We start from the raw sequence: 20,784 nt of genomic DNA, 5'->3' as shown, positions 1-20,784 counted from the left end.
GGCGGCCTCTTTTTTTGAGAAACTCCATGAGGATCAAAGAGATTCACGTCTACAGCCACAACATGCCCGTGAAGAACGGTCCGTACCGAATCGCGAGCAGCACGGTCCATGCGCTCGACACGACGTTGGTGAAGATCGTCGCCGATAACGGACTGTTCGGTTGGGGGGAGACTTGCCCCGTCGGCCCGACCTATCAGCCGCAGCATGCGAAGGGGGCCGTCGCGGCGATACAGGAGATGGCGCAGGGTCTCATCGGAACCAGTCCGCTTCATCTGCTTCAGCTCCGTAGGAACATGGACAGTCTCTTGAACGGACATCGCTACGCCAAGGCCGCGATAGACATCGCCGCCTACGATCTGTTGGGCAAGCGCACTGGCATGCGCGTTGCCGACCTGCTCGGCGGCGCAGTCACCGAGCGCGTTCCGTCCTACTACGCCTCCGGTATCGGCGAACCTGAAGAGATCGCTCGCATCGCCGAGGAACGCGCCAACGAAGGCTATCCCCGCATGCAGATCAAGGTGGGTGGAGGTCGCCCCATCGAGGTAGACATCGCCGTTGCCCGCAAGGTCTGGGAGCGTGTCGGCACCCGCATGCGCCTTGCTGTCGACGGCAACCGCTCTCTGACCATGCGTGACACGCTTCGGCTGAGCAGGGAATGCCTGGACATCCCCTTCATCCTGGAACAGCCGTGCAACACGATCGAAGAGATCAAGGCGATCCGAAGCCAGCTTCATCATGCCGTCTACCTGGATGAGAACGGCGAAGACCTCAACACAGTCCTGCGCGCGGTTGGAGATGGCGTTTGCGACGGGTTTGGAATGAAGGTGACCCGCATCGGCGGCCTCCATGCGATGGCGACATTCCGCGACATCTGCGAAACGAGGTCCATGCCGCATACCTGCGACGACGCCTGGGGTGGGGATATCATCCATGCAGCGTGCACCCACATCGGCGCGACCGTGCAGCCTCGACTGCTGGAAGGCGTCTGGCTCGCCCAGCCCTATGTCGAGGGCAACTACGATCCGGAGAACGGCGTCAACATTGAAGGCGGCCATATCAAGCTGCCGACGGGCCCCGGTCTTGGCGTCATTCCCGACGAGAGTCTTTTTGGTCCGCCAACTTCTTCATACGGTTGAGGCAGTCGCCATCGAAAGGATTGACCCGGTGCCCTTTTCATGAGTGGCGTGGGTATGGCCGCTTAGGGCCACGAACCGCCGACTGTGATATCGTTCCGACGCTCGTGGGGAGCGACGTGGTGGGAGGCGCGGCGGAGGAACCGTTATGGAGTCCGATGTCTTGCGTACCCGCCGTCCGTGGAACAAGGGTATTCTCGTAGGTCAGAAGCGACCGCTGCAGCCCAAGAACGTCTGGTCAATCCGAGTGCGCCTTGAGATGAGTGGCGCGACACGGGAGCTGGCCCTCTTCAATTTGGCCATCGATAGCAAGCTCCGTGCTTGTGACCTCGTGAGACTTCGCGTCGACGACCTGTGGTCTGGGAGTTCTATTAGAGATCGCGCGACGATCATTCAGAAGAAGACGAAGCGCCCGGTCCAGTTTGAAGTGACGGAGCAGACGAAAATTGCGCTCGCGGCATGGCTGCCGTCGGTCAAGCGAACCGGAGGGAGTTATTTGTTCCCCGGCAGACGTCCTCAGTCAACCCATCTCTCCACACGACAGTATGCCCGCATCGTTCATCGTTGGGTCCGCAGCATTGGCCTCGAAGCGAGCGCCTATGGTACGCATTCGATGCGCCGGACGAAAGCCGCCTTGATCTACAAGAAGACGGGCAACCTGCGCGCTGCGCAAATCCTACTTGGCCACAGCAAGCTGGAGAGCACAGTCCGATATCTTGGCATCGAAATCGACGACGCACTGCGGATCGCGGAGCAGATCGAACTCTGACAGCGACGACCATCGACGAAAGCCGGTGGTCGTCAACGCGCCAATTGCGGTCATCGGATGTCGCTATACGTTTTTGGGTCTGACGAGTACGCTCACCGCTATCGTCGACGGCCACAAGCAGAGCCAGATCGATGATCTGCTGCCCTGGAGTTTAAGCAGGCAAGATTTATAGAAACCTACTCAAGTTTATCAATGCACTAACCAAGATTGTAAATGTGCGGCCAAACGGCAAGCTCGATAAATGACTGTCATGGAGCAAGCCTTTATACTGGTCCCACTAAAACCAATGCAGTGACCAGCTTGAATAACTGCTATCGAGGTCGAGTGGGCTCTTCAATCGAAACATTTATTGCCGGAATCAGGGCAAAACCGCGCACAGCGCTAGCATTGGTCACGGTAATCGGTGCCGGTCTGACCTTCTGGCATCTCCCTCCCAACACGTTGAATCCGTTCTGCACGTACCGGGCGCAGTACCGTTTGGATGCCGCACTTCAGGTCGGGGATGAACTTCTGACCTCGTCTGTTGTGCGACAGTCTTCGCAGTCACGGCAATGGATTTACGTCATGAACTCGGGTGGATGCGGGCAGCGCTACGGCACAGCGCTGGCCTTCCGAGCGAAGGACGACCGTGTTTTCCTGATCCACGCCGATATTTGCCGAAGCGCAGAAAAATTTCCGGAGAATCCAGTAGATGTAATCGAACATTGCTCTCAGAACTGGCCATATAGACCTATCGGTTTCATTGTCGATAGCGCCAGCAAGCCAACAACTTGGAAACCCTTCAATTTCTTGATTGGCGACCAGGACGCAAAGCTAATCTCTATGAAAGCGACCCCAACGTGGCACGATCCTTCCGATGATCTGGAAAAGTCCGCGCCAAACATTCTGAAGTCGGTCTTCGAGACGGACAACGTGAACGGCTGGTCGAATAGTCCTGAAAGAATACTTAGCTTCGAGCGACGCCACGGCAACACAGAATTTAATGTGCGAATTTTGCAAACTCGTCCCTCGGGTATCGACGATGGTGGTGAGCGTGCTCGTCAGGTCAGCCACCGTGCTATCGTCCCTCAGCCATAGGATCAAATGATAGGTCACGGCAAATGAGACGACGTGGAGACGAAACACCGGTTACGCAGATCGCCCGCGGACACCCAAGGTCCGGCAGGAAGCCGGGAACGGCGGCGGGGTTGGGGATGGCCATTGACGATAAGCGTGGGCTGCTGCATTGGGCCAGCAGGAGCCAAGACCTCAAGTCTCTGATGCGCCATGTGTGGACGGCTCCGGGTTGGCAAGAGGTTTTTTGACTTTTTGCACACTGCTGGTCGGAGCTGCCATGTGTCCGGCCTTTCGACGCGGCACAGAGAGGCCGCTGGCCATAATGCTCTCCGCGGATCGGGTCCCGGTCAAAAGCCCGCGCTCGAAGCGCCTGGCGCATAGTGGGTTGTCCGTCTCCTTGGGCCGACTGGCGTAGGTGCGTTATAAGTCTCCTGCTCTTTACCAACGACGTTCACGACACATGCGTCGTGTATCAGGTTCCGGCTGCGACCGGCATTACTCGGTAGGGTTCGTTACGGCTCATCATCGCCCATGCAACCCGCGCCATCTTGTTGGCGAGCGCGACCGCTGCGACTTTCACCGAGCGACGCTCCATGAGGCCGACAAGCCAGGGATGGCGGGTTTGACCTGATAGCTTGGCCTGCTTGATAACCGCCAACGCGCCGACGACCAATAATTGCCGAAGATATCGGTTTCCGGCCTTGCTGATGCCTCCGAGCTTTTCTTTGCCACCGCTCGAGTTTTGCTTGGGTACCAACCCGATCCAGGCACTGAGATCGCGGCCCGAGCGAAAGGCCGTCGGATCGGGTATGCTGGCTGCCAACGCTGTTGCCACCAGCGGACCAACGCCTGGAATTCCTTCAAGCCTGCGGCTGAGATCATTGACACGGTGCCATTTCAAAATTCGACGATCCATTTCCAGAATGCGTTGCTTCAACAAATCGATTTGATCAGCCAATGCTGCGAGACATAGGCATGCCTCTGCCGGAATATCATCTCTTTCACCCTTCCGGATGAGATTGAGAAGCGCCTGCAACCCGTTGCGCCCGATGCCCGCGACAATGCCAAATTCGGCAAGATGGGCGCGGACAGCATTGATCGTCATTGTGCGCTGGCGAATGAACAACATACGAGTACGATGAAGCATCAGGATCGACTGCTGATCCACTGTCTTGATCGGGACAAAGCGCATGTTGGGTCGCGTCACGGCTTCGCATATGGCTTCGGCATCAGCCGCATCGTTCTTGTTGCGCTTCACGTAAGGCTTCACATAACGTGGCGGCATCAGCCGGACTTCGTGTCCGAGTTTTACCAGCTCCCGCCCCCAATGATGGGCAGTCGCACAGGCTTCGATGCCAATCAGACACGGTTTAAGTCCTGCAAAGAACTGAACAACGTACCGGCGCTTCAGTTGTCGGCGAACGACGATCGCACCGGTTGCGGAAACGGCGTGCACCTGGAACACCGACTTAGCAATGTCGAGTCCAATCGTGGTAATCTCTTCCATGGATGGCTCCTCCCATGCGGTTCCTAACAACACCGCAAATATCGCACATCGCGACGCCGGCGGAGGAGCCGTCCACAGCATCAATTGCGGTCATCCCTTCACGACCCACGTCATACAATGACCGGCCGTGATGAGCCTCCTGGAACCGAGAATCAGGCCTAAAGTCAAGCGAGCAATCCCGGCGATCCTATTTGCCGAACCGCGATTCAATGCTTGCAAATTTCCGTGAGGCCCTTCCCAACGTCCCCGCCCCATGGCAATCATGGGGTCGATGAAACACCTATCCACCCTCGTGCGCCTTCTGTCGCTGTTCGCTCTTCTCGGGTTGCTGATCGCGCCCGTGAGTACGGTGGCGGCCGAGTATGCGATGGCGGACATTTCGGTGAAGGCCTCCTTGCAAATGGAGGAGATGGCCGGAATGGCGCGCGACATGCCTTGTTGCCCGGACGAGCAACCCGTCAAGCCCAACTGCGACAAGAGCTGCCCCTTTGTCATCATCTGCTCCACCTCGGCACCGCTCGCGCTACTGAAAGCCGATTGGACGTCTGCGTCGCCCTCATGGATCGACCATGTCTACGGCGCGCGGAATTTCGGCCGCCTCGTTTCGCTTGCCGCCGAACCGCCCGCGCGGCCTCCCAAAGCCTGATTTCACATCATCTCAACGAACGCTGCCCGTGGCCTCCGCCTTGGGTGCGCAATCGATATCTACACGGTCGGACTCCGTCCGCCAGCATGAAGATGTGAAACCATGAAATCCATTCCCTCGACCGCGGGGATCGCCCTCGCCACCCTTCTCCTCTCCGCAACCGCCCTCCCGGTCTTCGCCGGAGCCGCCGACTACGAGTTCCAGCCCGTCAAGACCGAGCTGCCGACCGGGCCGGAATCCGAGTTTGCCGTGAAGATCATCGACAAGCGCTCGGGCAAGCCCGTCCCGGACGCGGTGATCTTCTCGACGCGCCTCGACATGGCTCCAGACGGGATGGAGATGATGAGGTCGACCCTCGACCCGTTGCCGTCCTCGGAACCCGGCGTCTACAGGTTCAAGCTCAATCTCAACATGGCGGGGGGCTGGCGCTTTCTGATAGCCGCCAAAATCCAGGGCGAGGAAGAGACGGCCAAGGGCGAGATCATCCTCAAGGCGACCGAGTGATCCGATGATCAGGACGCTGTTGATCATCCTCTCGCTCGCCGCCGCGAGCGGCGGAGGATACATCGCGGGTTCAGGCGAACTGCCATTCGACTCTGCTGTCGTCGCCTCGTGGCTGCCCTCCGAATGGTCGGAGGCGGCGGAGAAGCCGGAGGGCACGGGTCCGATCGTCTACTACAGACACCCGGACCGCAAACCTGAGTATTCGGGAACGCCCAAGAAGACCGCGGACGGGCGCGACTTCGCGCCTGTCCGCGCAAGCGAGGACATCGGCTTCGAAGACCTCGGCAAGCCCAAGCAAAAGGCCGTCGCCGGTGCCTCTCTCGGCGACCGTAAGGTCCTCTATTACCGGAACCCGATGGGCCTACCCGACACGTCGCCCATGCCCAAGAAGGATTCCATGGGGATGGACTACATCCCGGTGTTCGAAGGCGAGGTCGACGACAGCGGCACCGTGAGGGTGTCGCCGGGCAAGTTGCAACGGACGGGTGTCCGATCAGTCAATGCCACTCTCTCTTCGATCGTCCGCCGGCTGCGCGTTCCAGGAACTGTGACCCTCGACGAGCGCCGCGTCCGCATGGTCGCGATGCGCACCGACGCCTTCGTGGAGTCGGTCGCGAACGTGACCACAGGCGACAGGGTCCTGGAGGGCCAGCCGCTCTTCCAGTTCTTCTCGAAGGACATCGCCGCGGCGGCCGCCGAGCTGGTCACGCAGCAAGAGACATCGGCCAAGGGCGGCGCTCTCAAGCTCCGCAACTTCGGCCTCTCCGACGACGTGATCGAAGGCATCCGGCGCAGCCGGAAGGTACCGGACAGGCTCGACTTCGACGCGCCCGTCTCCGGCGTGGTCCTCGAGAGGCTCGCGATGCCGGGCATGATGGCCGAGACGGGCCAGACACTGTTCCGGATCGCCGACACCTCCAGAATCTGGGTCCTGGCGGAGGTGCCGGAGAGCCAGCTCGACGCCATCGCCAACGGCGCAAAGGCGACCGTCACTGTCCGCAGCCTGCCGGGCAGGACGTTCGCCGGAACGGTGGCGGTGGTCTACCCGGAAATCCGAACGGAGACCAGGACCGCCAAGGTGCGCGTCGAACTCGACAACAAGGACGGCGCGCTGCTCGCCAACATGTTCGCCGACGTCGCCATCGAAGGCGGCAAGGCCCAGCCCGTCGTCACGGTGCCAGACACAGCCGTCATCGACACGGGCGAGCGGCAGGTGGTGTTCCTCGACCTTGGCGACGGGCGGTTCGAACCGAGGAACGTGAAGACGGGTCTGCGCGGCGACGGCCGCGTGGAGATCGCGGAGGGCGTGAAGGCGGGAGACCGCGTCGTGGTCGCCGCCAACTTCCTCCTCGACGCTGAGAGCAACCTGACATCGGCCATCAACGCCATGACGGCTGAGGAGGCCAAGCCATGATCGCCAACCTCATCTCCTGGTCGGCGCGCAACCTGCTCCTCGTCATCGTCGCCGCGGCGCTGGCCGTCGCCGCCGGGCTCTATTCCCTTCGAAGCCTCCCCCTCGACGCGATTCCCGACCTTTCCGACGTCCAGGTGATCGTTTTCACGAACTATCCCGGCCAGGCCCCGCAGGTCGTCGAAGACCAGGTCACCTACCCCCTGACCACGTCGATGTTGACAGTGCCCAACTCCAAAGTCGTCCGGGGGTTCTCCTTCTTCGGCGTCTCCTTCGTCTACGTGATATTCGAGGACGGAACCGATCCCTACTGGGCGCGCAGCCGGGTGCTCGAATATCTCAACGCGGCGGCGAGCAGGCTGCCGCAGGGCGTGACGCCGACACTCGGGCCGGACGCGACGGGCGTCGGCTGGGTCTACCAATACGCCGTCGTCGCCAAGGAGCTGTCGCTCGCGGAGCTCAGATCGCTCCAGGATTGGGTCGTGCGCTTCGCCGTCTCGAAGACGGAGGGCGTCGCCGAAGTCGCGAGCGTGGGCGGTTTCGTGAAGCAGTATTCCGTCGTCGTCGATCCAGTCCGCCTCAAGGCGCAAGGCGTCTCGCTCACGGACATCGCCGACGCGGTCCGTTCGAGCAACCGCGACGTCGGCGGCCGCACCGTCGAACTCTCGGAATTCGAGTTCATGGTGCGTGGCCGAGGCTACCTCAAGGGCGTCGAGGACATCGAGAGCATCGGCCTCAGGAGCCAGGACGGCGTTCCGCTCCGGCTGTCGGACGTGGCTAAGGTGGAGGTCGTCGGCGACGAACGCCGGGGCATCGCCGAACTGAACGGCGACGGCGAGGTGGCGGGCGGCATCGTACTCCAGCGCTTCGGAGAAAACGCGCTGACGGTCATCGAGAATGCCAAGAAGAATCTCGTGATCGCCGAAAAGAGCCTGCCCGGCGACGCGAAGATCGTCCCGGTCTATGACCGCTCTCGGCTCATCGAAGCCGCGATCGAAACCCTCAAGTCGACGCTCGTCGAGGAGTCGATCGTCGTCGCGCTGGTCACGGTGGTCTTCCTGTTGCATGTCCGCAGCGCGCTCGTCGCGGTCATCATGTTGCCTGTCGGCATCCTGATCGCCTTCATGGCGATGCGGCTGCTCGGCCTCGGCTCCAACATCATGAGCCTCGGCGGCATCGCCATCGCCATCGGCGCGATGATCGACGCGGCGATCGTCATGATCGAGAACGCCCACAAACATCTCGAACGCGCGCCGCCCGACAAGCCGAGGACCGAGGTGCTGGTGGAAGCGGCCTCCGAGGTCGGCCCGGCCCTCTTCTTCAGCCTGCTCATCATCACCGTGTCGTTCCTGCCCATCTTCACGCTGGAATCCCAGGAGGGGCGGCTGTTCGGGCCACTCGCCTTCACGAAGACCTTCGCAATGGCCGCCGCCGCGCTGCTTTCGGTGACGCTCGTCCCAGCGCTGATGGTGATCTTCGTCCGTGGCCGGATCGTCCCCGAACATCGGAACCCTGTGAACCGCATCCTCATCTGGCTCTACCATCCGATCATCTCCGGGGTGCTCAAGGCCAAGACGCTCACAATCCTTCTGGCGCTAGTCATCCTTGCCGCCACCGCCTGGCCCGCGCGTCAGATCGGCAGCGAGTTCATGCCGGCCCTGAACGAGGGCACGCTGATGTACATGCCAACGACGCTGCCCGGCCTGTCCGTCACCAAGGCGGCCGAGCTTCTGCAGATGCAGGACCGCATCATCAAGTCGTTCCCCGAAGTTGAGACCGTCTTCGGCAAGGCCGGCCGCGCGCTGACGGCGACCGATCCTGCGCCGACCGAGATGTTCGAAACCATCATCACCCTCAAGCCGAAGGAACAGTGGCGGCCCGGCGTCACCGCCGACAGCCTCAAGCAGGAGATGGACGCGGCGCTCCAGTTCCCCGGCGTATCCAATGCCTGGACCATGCCGATCCGGGCACGCATCGACATGCTCTCGACGGGTATCCGCACTCCTGTCGGAGTCAAGGTGTTCGGTACTGATCTCAAGGAGATGGAAAAGATCGCCCGCGAGATCGAGACGACCCTCACGTCGGTGCCGGGCACCTCGTCGGCCTATGCCGAGCGCGTCATCGGCGGATACTACCTCGACATCGTGCCCGACCGTGTCGCGCTTGCCAGATACGGCCTGAGCCTCGACTCCGTCCAGGACGTCATCGCGATGGCGTTGGGCTCCGAGAGTATCACCTCTACGGTCGAAGGGCGTCAACGGTACAGCGTTGCTGTCCGCTATCCACGCGCCTACCGCAGCGACCCGAGTTCGATTGCCGAGAATGTCCACGTCTCGCTCCCCGGAGGCGGCACGGTTCCGCTCGGCGAGGTCGCCAGGATCGACCTCACCCGCGGCGCTACGTCGATCCGGACCGAGAACGGACAGCTGGCGGTTTACGTCTTCGTCGACATCGCCGGCCGCGATCTCGGCGGCTACGTTGCCGATGCGCAGCGGGCCGTCGCTGAGCGGGTGTCTATGCCGCCGGGCTACTCCGTCGCCTGGAGCGGCCAGTTCGAATATCTCGAGCGGGCCAAGGCGCGGCTGGCGATGGTCGTGCCGCTGACGCTCGCGCTCATCTTCCTGTTGCTCTACCTCAACTTCGGCAGGCTGACGGAGACGCTGATTGTGATGCTGTCATTGCCCTTCGCGCTGGTCGGCGGCATCTGGCTGATGTGGTGGCTCGGGTTCAACGCCTCGGTCGCGGTCGCCGTCGGCTTCATTGCGTTGGCGGGGGTGGCGGCCGAGACGGGCGTGATCATGCTGATCTATCTCGACCAGGCGCTCCGGGCGCAGAGGGAGACCTGCGAGCGCGAGGATCGCCAGTTCGGTCGAGCCGATCTGAACCGCGCGATCATGGTCGGCGCGGTCGAGCGCGTGCGGCCAAAGATGATGACCGTCGTCGCCATCATGGCGGGTCTCCTTCCCATCCTCTGGAGCACGGGCGCGGGATCGGAGATCATGCAGAGGATCGCCGTGCCGATGATCGGCGGCATGGTCTCGTCGACCCTGCTCACCCTGATCGTCATCCCTGCCGTCTACGGTCTCGTCAAAGGCCACGGCCTCGGGAAAATCGGAAACCATCAACCAACCGCGCCGGAAATCGTTTCGGTGCAAGCACTGAAAGGAGCATGAACATGAAGCGTAGAGAGTTCATCGCGGCATTGGCCGCCACCGCCGCGCTTCCCGCCACTTCCGCATTCGCGGCAGCCGACGCCCATGTCTTAGCGGTCTACAAGGACCCCGATTGCGGCTGCTGCTCGCTCTGGGCAGACGCGTACAGACATGCGGGGTATCGGGTCGAGATCATCGATGAGCGCGACCTCATTTCCCTCAAGCAGAAGCTCGGCGTGCCGCTCGATATCCAGGGCTGCCACACGGCCGTCTACCGCGGCCAGTTCCTCGAAGGCCATGTGCCGATCGAGGCCGCCCGCATGCTGGAAAACAGGAACGACCTCGCCGGACTGGTCGTGCCCGGCATGCCCGCCGGATCGCTCGGCATGGGCGACGACCCGTCGGCGTCATACGATGTGATCGCAGTCGGCAAGGATGGCAAGACCGCTGTATTCCTCGAGATCAGGCCCAAGGCATCACCATAATAAAAGGCTTCGTTGACGAAACATTGACTTTGCGGTCGATCTGCGGGCCACATTGAGCCCCATCGTCATGAAACATCCGCACACGACTTCGCCATGCAATGAGGAGACCATCGTAGATGACGGCAGACATCTCGCAAGTCGGAGGCCCAAGGCGCGTATGCGTCGTCACGGCCGGAGGACAAGCGCCTGCGATCATGATCAATGCCTTGGGAGCGGCATTCGGTGCGATCGATGTGGTCATGGAACGTCCGGAACCAGCGTGGTCTTTCCTCAAGCGCCGGGCCAGGAACGTCGGATGGACGAACTTGGCAGGACAATACCTGACGATAAAGCTCATTGTCCAGATGAAGCGGCTTTCGCGACGATCGGTCCGGCAGATCATTCGCGAAGAGGGCCTCCAGGTCGAGATCGGCGCGCAGCACCGGATACATAACGTCGAATCCGTCAACTCCCCCGATTTCATCGAAAAGATCGATGCTCTGGGGCCGGAGGTTGTTTTCCTTTGTGGATGCAGGATCGTTAAGCCGGACATTTTGGCACGTGTCCGGGTTCCCATACTCAACTGCCACGCGGGGATAACGCCGCAATACCGCGGCATGAACGGCGGTTATTGGGCGCTTGCCAATGGAGACGTCGCCAATTTCGGGACAACTGTCCACTTTGTTGATGTTGGCGTGGACACAGGAGCGGTTATCGCACAGATTCGCAGCACGCCCGGCAAAGGAGACACGATCTGGACCTATCCTCTCCGACAGGCCGCGATGTCGCGGACGATGTGCGTCATGAGTATCCAGGCTGCACTCGAAGGCAGCGCCGAGCCGATCGAAACTATCAGCCCATCCGTTCAACGCTATCATCCGGAAATCTGGAAGTACCTTTGGGTCGGAATCACCAAGGGCGTCTGGTAGTCAGAACGAAACCGGGGGCGCACACCCTTGTGCCTCAGACCCGCGCTGAACCGAAAGCGTCTTGTTACTGAGGGATGCTACATCGAGGAGAAGTCTTTTTGTTTTGCTCCAGCAGCTTAATCTCAAGCCAAAATACAGTGCGTCCGACTTTCGTCAAAACGTGATCTGCATCCCCAGTCCGGTCATCGAGCTTTTCAGTGCAAGTTGGAGGCGAAGACGCATAAGTTGCCTTGGTATCACGTGAGGAACAGGACGTTATCACCACCATAGCGAGCCCTGCGCAGACATGTTTCCGTAGTAACATTGCGACCTCCATTGGATCAAAGCGTTTCTATCGACCACGACGTTTTCCGGGACGCAGTTTTGATCTTGTGATTTGAGGCCGCCTTGTGAATTGCGTTCGTTCGCATTTGCAGGCGCGCCATGCTCGTTTTGGCCATACGGAGACCCACTCTCTCCGGATTGGTATTCCGGCGACCTTCCATGTCATCTTTCGAGGCCACGAGAACCTCCTCCTGCGTAGTCCATCTTCCAAGAATGCCGGAAGGTGCGACATGCACCTCCCACGGCGTGATTTGGTTTCAAAGGCGTTCGAGTTCTGGTATGATTTACCACCATACAAGGGAGGCTTCGATGATCACGATCAAGCTCCTGACGGTTACGGCGCTGACACTCGGTGGAGTAACGGCCGCGCACTGCCAGCCGCCTGCATTTTACTCCGCGCGACTCTCCGACGACCAGACCGTCGCCTTGTTTCTCGAGCGTACGATCGCCGCCGCGCAGGCAGGCTTCGATTACGATGTCATGATCGGGGTCGGAAGCGTAAGGCCCGCCGGGAGCGATCAATATGTCGACCCGTCCGCGCACCCTGCCGCAGTGCGGTGCCACGAGCCCGCGCTCGTGATGGTGGCGGGGCGCGAGTACGCCATCGACATGCTCGATCCTTCCGACTGGAAGACCGCCCTCTGGAATACGGTCTGCCACGCTCCAATATCTTGATTTTGGGCGGCAACAGGCGTTCATCCTTCACTCCGCGGCCACGATGCGTTGATTATCGACCGCCTGGGGGAGATAGGCTACGTCGAGAGAAAGCGAGCGACCGGGAATTTCGACGCGGGCTACATGTTTCCAAGGAACGTCCGGCGGCGTCGACGACAATCTTGTAAAGACGTCGGAGGAAACCACGAGAGACGCCTCAAAAGTCTTGGCCACGGTTTGAAGTCTTTGGGCGACGTTGACGGCGTCGCCGACCACCGTGAATTCGCTGTGGCCGCCGGCGTCCAGGATTCCGCCCATGACCGTTCCGACGTGCAGGCCGATCCCGGCCTTGAGCGCGGGGAGCCCCTTCGCGTCGCTGGTCCGCTTCCAGCCCGCCAATGCGTCGACAAGATCGAGCGCGCAGGCTAGCGCCTTCTCAGCGTCATCGGGACCTGGAGCGACATGCCCGAATACTGCCATCACGCCGTCGCCGATGAACTTGTCCACGGTTCCCCCGTGCCGCGTGATGATGGCGGAGGTGATCGCCCTATAGCGGGAAAGCACGTATGTGAGTTCCTTGGACGTCGCGGACTCGGCGAATGACGTGAACCCGCGGAGGTCAACGAACATGATCGCCGCGCGCCGCCGTTCCATCCGCAGTGCCGGACTGGCGTCCTCTATCTGGGAAACGACGTGCGGAGAGAGGAACCGGGCCAGGTTGTTGCGTCGGCGCGCCGACGTCTGCGCATGTTCACGTGTATGTCCGTGGTCACGAGCGACCACATAGACGGCGAACGCCGTGAACGCGAAGCTGGCCGCGAGTCCGAGGTCGCGATTGAGAAAGGCTCCGATCACGGCACGGGGTTCCGTACCTTCATGGCGGATCGCCATCGCCGCCAAAAATCCGATCCACGACACGATCACGATCGACGAGAAGACGAGAACGAGTTTGCGATCCGAGGAAAGGCCAACATGGTTGAGCAGAATGAACGCCACCACGAGCCCTGTCGTGGTGAGGTTATGGGTGTGATCGACGGGGGCCTGGAGCAACTGCGCATAAAGCACGAGGGCGACCGCCAACGCGTCGAGCGCGACGAACCCGGTTCGCATCCAGCGAGAGGCCACTCCGAACAGGACCGTCAGCGCGGAAGCCGCGCTGACGGCGAGATAGGCGACGATCACGGCGGTCTGAATGGACGCGCCGTGATCCGCCCCGAGCACGAGGTTGCCGATCAGGATCGCGAGCGCGACGAAGCGGAGCAGTTCGACCCGTAGCCCTCCAGCCGGCCGTTGCCCTGCCTCATCAGCGATATCCGTCACCGCACGCCTCCCGTCACTTCACGTAATAGACCGTGGTGCCGGACATCGTGCTCCTGGAACCGATGACGCTCTTGATGGAGACGTGATGGGATCGCAACTCATCGACGACTGTGGAGTCGGCGGCGATCTGGACATGCAATTGCCGAAGGTATTCGTCGCTGGCCCTCCTCACGATCTCTGAGCGCTCGCCGAACTTGAGGCTCGAGATGTAGCGTATTTTGAACCCTTCCGGGGGATGGTACGCTCCATTGCCCGAAAGATCGTTGGCTAGTAGGGGCGTAGCGACCATGGCAATGGCCATGCTTACAACGGTTATGACAGTCTTGTTCATGATGAGGTTCCTTTCTTAATGCGATCAGTGCCAGCTGAGGATGCCCGGAAGATATGATGTCTTCCGGGCAACAAGCGCGCAGGGGGGCCAACGGATTTCGCCGCCAGTTGGTCGGCTTCTCCCAAAGCCGCCGCTCACACGGCCCCGCGCTCTCCTCCTCCCGGTTCGACTGGAACCCGGGAAGCTTCTGACGCTCTGATGTAAGTTACTTGACTTCGGTGACGGTGATCTTGCCCTTGACGCGGTCGGCGACGAACTCGATGTCCGCGCCTTCCTTGAGCTTGGCCGCGTCGACGCCCTTGCCGATGCGGAACACCATGGTCATAGCTGGCATTTCAAGGTTCTTGAGTTCCTCGTGGATGATGGTGACCTTCCCGGCCTTCTCATCGAGCTTCTTGATCTTGCCTTTGGTGAACTCGGCCGCGAACGAGGTTCCGGCCAGGGCCAGCATGAGGGTGGTGGCGACCGCCATTTTGATAATCTTGCGCATTTCAATGCTCCTTGCTTCGGGGTTATTTCTTGGCAGTGACGCTGACGTCGCCGCGCATGCCGGCTTCGTAATGGCCGGGGATCAGGCAGGCGAAGGTGAGTGTTCCGGATTTCGTGAACTTCCAGATGATCTCGCCCGTCTTGCCAGGCGCGAGGCGCACCGAATTCGGGTCGTCGTGCTCCATCTCGGGGAACTTCTCCATGACCTTCTTGTGCTCCATGATCTCGTCCTGGGTATCGAGGACAAACTCGTGGTCGGTCTCGCCGCCGTTTCGGATCGCGAAGCGGACGGTCTGGCCCTCCTTCACCTGGACGGAAGCGGGCATGTAGAGCATCTTGCCGTCTTCCGTTTCCTTCATCGTGACCTGGATGGTCTGGGTGACCTTGGACTTCTTGCCCGGCTCCCCGGCCAGCGACACCTTGTCGTGACCGCCTTCGTGGGTGCCGGAGGCCAGAGCCGTCGTTGCGAGAGCGGCGAGCGCCATTGCCATGAGATACTTCTTCATCGTGTTTCCTTTCACTGATGGTTTTCGTGAGATTGCTTGACGGTGTCCTTGGGAGTCACCTGGGTCTTGGCGTCTGTCGCCTTGGAATGGTCGGGAAGCGAGCCCGTCCATTCCCAGGCCTGCGTTCCGGGCGGGTTCTCGTACCAGCCCGGATCGCTGTAATCGTCCGCGGAGATTCCCTCCCGGACCTTCACGACCGAGAACATGCCGCCCATCTCGATGGGGCCGTGCGGTCCCCAGCCGGTCATCATCGGAACGGTGTTCTCGGGGATTTCCATCTCCATCTCGCCCATGTCGGCCATGCCCTTGGTACCCATCGGCATGTATTCGGGCTGGAGCTTCCTGATCTTCTCGGCGACCTTGGATTTGTCGACGCCAATGAAGGTCGGCACGTCGTGGCCCATCGCGTTCATCGTATGATGCGACTTGTGGCAGTGGATCGCCCAGTCGCCGAGATACTTGGCATCGAACTCGTAAGCCCGCATCGCGCCGACCGGGATGTCGATGGAGACTTCCGGCCAGCGAGCCTCGGGCCGAACCCAGCCGCCATCCGTGCAGGTGACCTCGAAGTCGTAGCCGTGCATGTGGATCGGATGGTTGGTCATGGTGAGGTTGCCGACGCGGACCCGGACCTTGTCGTTCTTCGAAACCACGAGTGGATCGATGCCCGGAAACACCCGGCTGTTCCAGGTCCAGAGATTGAAGTCCGTCATCTCCATCACCCTCGGCACATAGGTGCCGGGATCGATATCGAAAGCGCTGAGCAGGAAGGCGAAGTCCCGGTCCACCGGCATGAACTTCGGGTCCTTGGGATGGATGATGAAAAGGCCCATCATGCCCATCGCCATCTGCACCATCTCGTCGGAATGCGGGTGGTACATGAAGGTGCCCGACTTCACGAGATCGAACTCGTAGACGAAGGTCTTACCGACCGGGATATGCGGCTGGCTAACGCCGCCCACCCCGTCCATGCCCGACGGCACGAGCATGCCATGCCAGTGGACGGTGGTGTGCTCCGGCAGCTTGTTGGTGACGAAGATGCGAACCCGGTCGCCTTCGACTGCCTCTATGGTTGGGCCGGGGGACTGGCCGTTATAGCCCCAGAGGTTCGCCGTCATGCCCTCCGCCATCTCACGCTGAACAGGCTCGGCGACGAGGTGGAACTCCTTGACGCCGTTGTTCATACGGAAGGGCAGCGTCCAGCCATTGAGCGTCACGATGGGTTGATAGTCGGGCCCCGATTTCGGGTGTAGCGGACCTTGTGTGGAGGCCTTGTCCATGATGGCAGCTTCCGGAAGGCCCATATTGGTCGTGGCAGCCCAGGCGGAACTGGAAACCAGTGCCGCGCCCGCGCCCAGGATTTGTCTTCTGCTAAACATTGTTAGGTTCCTTTCTCAGTGCCCGCCGCCTTCGTTCGAAGGTGCGGACGACGTGGCCTCGGCAGGGGCGGAACCCGCGCCGCCGCCATAGACGGCCGCCGTCAGGTTCGCCGCCGCGAGCCAGAAGTCGCGCTCGGCGTTGATGGAGAGCTGTTGGGCGTTCACTTTCTCGCGGCTGTCCGTCAGAAGCTCGAACGTGTTGGTGATCATGCCGTTGTAGGTGAGCAGCGACTGCTGCTCGATCGTGTTCCTCAGCGGCACAAGACTGTTGCGGTAGTGGCGGGCGATGTCGTAGCTCGATCGATAGGCCTCATAGGCCGATCGTGATTCCGAGCGGACGTTGACCGCCTTCTCGGCGAGCTGGTTGGCCGCCCGCATATAGGCGAGTTCCGCCTTGCGCATCCGCGCCTTGCCGCTGTCGAAGATCGGAATGACGAATTCCAACTCCTTGGAGTAGCCGGTATCCTTCTTGACCTTGCCATCTTCTTTCTCACGTTCGGTTTCGAACCCGGAAATGATTTCGAGATCGGTCACGAAGCGCGTCGCTTCCGTCAAACCGTAGGATTTGGCGTTCGCCTCGAGTTCGAGCTTCGCGACCTGAAGATCGACACGGTGGGCAAGCGCCTGGGCCTCAACGATCTCGTTGGCGATCAGCTTTTTGGGGAGCGAAGGCAGGCGGTTCGGGAGCTTGTAGGCGACATCGTCACCCCAAAGACCCATCAACCGTGTGAGTTCCTCCTTGGCGAGCCTTTCCGCCAACCGCGCCTGCGCCGCCTGGCCAGCGAGTTCGGCGTTGAAGGCGTGCTCGCGTGCCTGCGAGCCCTTGGTCATTGAACCCGCTTTGCCCAACTCAAATGCTAACTGCGACGCCGCGTCGGCGGCGATCTGCGCTTGACCAAGCTGGACCACGCCTTCGCGGGCGGCGACCGCGTTGACCCAGGCCCGCCTCGTATTGGCGGCCAGTTCCAGCGTCTTGAGTGCGGCGTTTAGCTGCGCCTGCTCGAAGCGAACCTTGGCCACCTTGATCGTCTTCTCGCGGGTGGCGAGAGCCAGAACGTTGACCGCGAGCGTGCCTTCGATCGCTCGATAGGCTTCGAGGCCGGGCGTGCCGATGCCCGTCAGGCCGACCGCCATGGTCGGGTTGACGAGGAGCGTCGACTGCCAGACGTCGGTTCCGGCGTCGCCGAGGTCGGCGTAGGCGGCCTGAAGCCCCTTGTTGTTGAGCAGCGCGATTTGCACCGCTGTTTCCGCGTCCACCGCCTTGGACTGAGCGAGCAGCGTCTTGACGCGCGCCTCCACGCGTTCGGCCTCGGCCCGGCTCTGTATCCACACGGTTTCCTTGGACAAGACCGCGCTCTTACCCTGGGCCGAAGAGAACCCGGCATCCGTGGCGGTGAATTCGTTCGACGCGCAGCCGGCCAGAAGAAGTGCTGCGCCGAGTGCCCCTGATATCGCAAGTCCCTTCATGATGCGTCGCTCCCTTCGGAAGCGGCGTCGTCATTCAGCTTGCGCCACGGCCTGGGATCGACGGGGTCGCGGTGCTGGTAGCCCGCGATCGGGTTATGGTGGTGCGTGGAGAAGACTTCGGCGCTTGGGTCCGAAGGGTCTCTGGAGGCCGTGACCTTCGATGGATAGGTGGACGCGCATCCGCCGAGGATCAACGGCAGGATGGCCACCGACAACAGGTGTCTCATTGTGGAATCCGAGCATGGGTCTGAACAGGGCGAATTCGGAAGACGAATTACGCCCGGCGAGCCGCACAGCGGCGTTCGTTCATGCGCGGATACTGGGGGGACGGTGCAGGGATTGCAGTTGGCCGAAGACGAAGCCGTCGTTCAGGAAGTGGCGGACGGTGGCACGACTCGGCAGGCTGAACTCGGGCGCGTCGGCCATGATGGCGAGGCTGATGCAGAAGTCGGTGCAGCAATTCTGCTGGTCCTGCTTCTGATCTTTCTTCGCGAAATCCTCGGAAACCCCGTGATCATGGTGATCGGCAGATGCATCCATCGAGGCATGTTCGGCTTGAGCCACATCCATCGTCATTGCGACGGCCTGCACCTCTTCACCGTGCATCGCGAAGGTGGCATTGGGCAACGTATAAAGCGCCAGCGATGCCACGATCGCCAGCCGCAAAAGAACCAGCATTTTCAAGAATGCGATTCGAACCACGTTTCCCATTTCCTCTGGATAGCACACCGAGTTAGCCTGTCAATTGAGACCGAATGTTGGCGGCCGGCCCGAAGCGTCTGTTTCCATCCACGGTTAATACGCTGCCCAGCCTGCTCATGCCCTGACGTCGATCACGAGCATCAGGCCGCCGCCGCCCTTCTCCTCGACGTTGTTGTTCGTCGTATGGTGAGGGATGTGGCAGTGAACGAGCCACTTGCCCGGCCTCTCCGCCTTCCAGACCACGTCATAGCGCTGGCCGGGGCCGACGTTGACCGTGTCCGCTTTGTACCGCGCCGAGGGCTGCAGCGTCTCGCCGTCGACAGCCACCACTTCGAACGGGCCACCATGGATGTGCATCGGGTGGATGGCCATCGTGTGCGAACCGATGAAGCGCACCTTGATGGTTTGACCGACCTTCATGGGAATCGTCTCGGTCGCCGGGTAGGATTTGCCGTTGATGGTGAAGTAGTTCGGCATGGCCCCTTCCATCGGCATGGCCGGGAAGGTCAGCCATTGCCGCTTGAGCCACTCCTGGAGCTGGATCGAGTATTCGAGGTCGGCACTGACCTCGGTCGTGGGGTCCTTGGGATCGATGATGAGGGCACCGTAGAGACCTAGCGCCTGCTGGCGATCGACATGGTCGTGGGTGTGATAGAAATAGGTCCCATGCTGGCCGACCGTGTATTCGTAGATGAAGGTCTGGCCCGGCTCGATCGGCTCCTGCGTGATGTGGGCCGGGCCGTCCATTTCGTTCGGCAGGATCAGGCCGTGCCAATGCACGGTGGTGCTTTCCGGCAGGTTGTTGGTGACATTGATGCGGACGCGGTCGCCCTCGGTGACACGCAGCGTGGGACCCGGGACCTGGTTGTTGAAGGCATAGGCCTCGACCGTCTGCCCGGCGAGGATCGGCCATCGGATGACCGAGGCAGTTAGGTCGAACACCTTCACGCCGTTCTCGACCCGTGGCGCGAGAACCTGACCGCCCTTTGCGTCCGCCGGAGCCTGAAACGCGACGTCGCGCGGATCGACGGCGGCCATGTCGCGCATCGCGTCGCCGGGCGTGTCGAAACCCATGATCATTCCGGGGGCCATGATCTTGCAGCCGACCTCATGGGCGCTCAGTCCCATGTTCACCTGCGTAAACGGATAGGCGAAGCCGGCAAGAAGCAGAACCGTGGTGAACCCCGCCATCGAGGCGACCTGCGTCCTCGTCGGCGCGCGTGCCGGACCGAGCTTCGCCGCCATCGAGGCGTGGTCATGTTTCGCTTGCGATGCGCCGTGGCCGTGCCCCTCGTGACCTTGGGAGGCCTGCATGCCGTGATGGGCATGCGTATCGTATCCGGACGACTTTTCTTCGTCCCGTTCAGTCATGAGACCGTGCTTCATGCCCTTGGCGACCAGCCAGACGTTGAAAGGATAGGCGAGCACGAAGCCTGTGCCGATACCGAGCGCCATCACGGCCCAGAACAGCATTTCGCCCGGCCACATCGCCCGCATGTCGCGGCCCATCATCAAGAGCGACATCACCGGGATCATGCCCGCCATCATGGCGTTCATGCTGATGAACTCCGGCATGAAGGACGAGCGGACGTTCTCCCAGTACGTGCCACCCATCATATTCCGCATGAACAGCGCCTGGAAGATGAAGAGCCCCACGGCGAAACCCGTGACATACTCGACGATGATGTCGAGCCACATCGGCAAGCCAAGCACCGCCGTGATCACGGCGGCGATGATGATGCCCGTCGCGTCGCCCGCGACGCAGTGGATCGTGCTGCCGATGCCCTGCTTCGAGAGTGGTTTGATAAACTCCTCATGGGTGTCTGGGCGCGGCTCCTTGTCGGCCAGCACGTAAAGCAGCAGGCCGACCGGACCGAGGTAGAGCGTCACCAGGATGAAGCCCCACTTCATCACCGCCGGCTCGGGATTGTTCCGGTACTGGTCGACGGCGACATAGACCGTGCTTAGGGCGGCGAGGACGAACCATGCGGCAAGCAGGTAGTCGATCGGTTGAATGAACATCTCGGCTCCTCCGCGTCAG

General features: G+C 61.2%; 20 protein-coding genes. 10 read left to right on the top strand and 10 right to left on the bottom strand.

The annotated features are described in order from the left end of the window. Positions 1-26: 26 nt before the first annotated feature. The 3 genes from ACSQ26_RS04740 (at position 27) to ACSQ26_RS04730 (ending at position 2,979) form a co-directional block, all read left to right on the top strand. Entirely contained in the window at positions 27-1,136 is a 1,110-nt protein-coding gene (locus tag ACSQ26_RS04740; RefSeq protein WP_436006777.1) for a mandelate racemase/muconate lactonizing enzyme family protein, read from the top strand. 145 nt (positions 1,137-1,281) lie between these two features. Further along, complete coding sequence (locus tag ACSQ26_RS04735) at positions 1,282-1,902, top strand: tyrosine-type recombinase/integrase (RefSeq protein ID WP_436006775.1); 621 nt, start codon at positions 1,282-1,284, stop codon at positions 1,900-1,902. A gap of 324 nt (positions 1,903-2,226) precedes the next feature. Beyond that, a complete protein-coding gene (locus ACSQ26_RS04730; RefSeq protein ID WP_436006773.1) occupies positions 2,227-2,979 on the top strand; it encodes a hypothetical protein in 753 nt (250 codons plus the stop codon). A 451-nt stretch (positions 2,980-3,430) separates the two neighbouring features. Here ACSQ26_RS04730 and ACSQ26_RS04725 read toward each other — a convergent pair whose 3' ends face one another. Continuing rightward, on the bottom strand, positions 3,431-4,465 hold the full coding sequence (locus ACSQ26_RS04725; protein ID WP_436006771.1) for an IS110 family transposase: 1,035 nt from the start codon (positions 4,463-4,465) through the stop codon (positions 3,431-3,433). 271 nt (positions 4,466-4,736) lie between these two features. On the opposite strand from ACSQ26_RS04725, the gene ACSQ26_RS04720 reads away from it, so the two are divergent. From ACSQ26_RS04720 to ACSQ26_RS04690, 7 genes are all read left to right on the top strand, one after another. Continuing rightward, positions 4,737-5,111 carry a hypothetical protein gene (locus ACSQ26_RS04720; RefSeq protein ID WP_436006769.1) on the top strand — a complete coding sequence of 125 codons (375 nt, stop codon included), beginning with the start codon at positions 4,737-4,739 and terminating at the stop codon, positions 5,109-5,111. Positions 5,112-5,213: 102 nt separating this feature from the next. Further along, on the top strand, positions 5,214-5,615 hold the full coding sequence (locus ACSQ26_RS04715; protein WP_436006767.1) for a FixH family protein: 402 nt from the start codon (positions 5,214-5,216) through the stop codon (positions 5,613-5,615). A 4-nt stretch (positions 5,616-5,619) separates the two neighbouring features. Then, positions 5,620-7,029, top strand: a complete 1,410-nt coding sequence (locus ACSQ26_RS04710; protein ID WP_436006765.1) for an efflux RND transporter periplasmic adaptor subunit — start codon at positions 5,620-5,622, stop codon at positions 7,027-7,029. Continuing rightward, on the top strand, positions 7,026-10,199 hold the full coding sequence (locus ACSQ26_RS04705; RefSeq protein ID WP_436006763.1) for an efflux RND transporter permease subunit: 3,174 nt from the start codon (positions 7,026-7,028) through the stop codon (positions 10,197-10,199). The genes ACSQ26_RS04710 and ACSQ26_RS04705 overlap by 4 nt, the downstream gene beginning before the upstream one ends. A 2-nt stretch (positions 10,200-10,201) precedes the next feature. Then, positions 10,202-10,663: a DUF411 domain-containing protein gene (locus tag ACSQ26_RS04700; protein ID WP_436006761.1), complete on the top strand. Its 462-nt coding sequence runs from the start codon at positions 10,202-10,204 to the stop codon at positions 10,661-10,663. Between the two features lie 116 nt (positions 10,664-10,779). Beyond that, positions 10,780-11,571, top strand: coding sequence for a formyl transferase (locus tag ACSQ26_RS04695; protein WP_436006759.1), 792 nt, complete (start codon positions 10,780-10,782; stop codon positions 11,569-11,571). A 633-nt stretch (positions 11,572-12,204) separates the two neighbouring features. Beyond that, positions 12,205-12,570, top strand: coding sequence for a hypothetical protein (locus ACSQ26_RS04690; RefSeq protein ID WP_436006758.1), 366 nt, complete (start codon positions 12,205-12,207; stop codon positions 12,568-12,570). Between the two features lie 27 nt (positions 12,571-12,597). On the opposite strand, the gene ACSQ26_RS04685 is transcribed toward ACSQ26_RS04690, so the two are convergent. The 9 genes from ACSQ26_RS04685 to ACSQ26_RS04645 form a co-directional block, all read right to left on the bottom strand. Beyond that, complete coding sequence (locus tag ACSQ26_RS04685; protein WP_436006756.1) at positions 12,598-13,869, bottom strand: adenylate/guanylate cyclase domain-containing protein; 1,272 nt, start codon at positions 13,867-13,869, stop codon at positions 12,598-12,600. Between the two features lie 13 nt (positions 13,870-13,882). After that, positions 13,883-14,200 (bottom strand): hypothetical protein, encoded by a 318-nt coding sequence (locus ACSQ26_RS04680; RefSeq protein WP_436006754.1) that lies wholly within the window; start codon positions 14,198-14,200, stop codon positions 13,883-13,885. 205 nt (positions 14,201-14,405) lie between these two features. After that, positions 14,406-14,690, bottom strand: coding sequence for a copper-binding protein (locus ACSQ26_RS04675; RefSeq protein ID WP_436006752.1), 285 nt, complete (start codon positions 14,688-14,690; stop codon positions 14,406-14,408). 22 nt (positions 14,691-14,712) lie between these two features. Continuing rightward, a complete protein-coding gene (locus ACSQ26_RS04670) occupies positions 14,713-15,195 on the bottom strand; it encodes a cupredoxin domain-containing protein (protein WP_436006750.1) in 483 nt (160 codons plus the stop codon). Between the two features lie 11 nt (positions 15,196-15,206). Further along, the gene (locus tag ACSQ26_RS04665) at positions 15,207-16,574 is read right to left on the bottom strand and encodes a multicopper oxidase family protein (RefSeq protein ID WP_436006748.1); all 1,368 of its coding nucleotides are present in this window, start codon (positions 16,572-16,574) and stop codon (positions 15,207-15,209) included. A gap of 15 nt (positions 16,575-16,589) precedes the next feature. Next, positions 16,590-18,041, bottom strand: a complete 1,452-nt coding sequence (locus ACSQ26_RS04660; protein ID WP_436006746.1) for a TolC family protein — start codon at positions 18,039-18,041, stop codon at positions 16,590-16,592. Beyond that, positions 18,038-18,268, bottom strand: coding sequence for a hypothetical protein (locus tag ACSQ26_RS04655; RefSeq protein WP_436006744.1), 231 nt, complete (start codon positions 18,266-18,268; stop codon positions 18,038-18,040). Before ACSQ26_RS04655 ends, ACSQ26_RS04660 begins: the two co-directional genes overlap by 4 nt. A 79-nt stretch (positions 18,269-18,347) precedes the next feature. Continuing rightward, positions 18,348-18,725 (bottom strand): hypothetical protein, encoded by a 378-nt coding sequence (locus ACSQ26_RS04650; protein WP_436006742.1) that lies wholly within the window; start codon positions 18,723-18,725, stop codon positions 18,348-18,350. Between the two features lie 132 nt (positions 18,726-18,857). After that, positions 18,858-20,765, bottom strand: coding sequence for a multicopper oxidase domain-containing protein (locus ACSQ26_RS04645; RefSeq protein WP_436006740.1), 1,908 nt, complete (start codon positions 20,763-20,765; stop codon positions 18,858-18,860). Positions 20,766-20,784 lie beyond the last annotated feature (19 nt).

This window comes from Rhizobium sp. LjRoot254, assembly GCF_964254105.1.
Lineage (GTDB): Bacteria > Pseudomonadota > Alphaproteobacteria > Rhizobiales > Rhizobiaceae > Rhizobium_E.
Note: the sequence above shows the minus strand (reverse complement) of the source record. Positions and strands in the feature narration are given on the sequence as shown.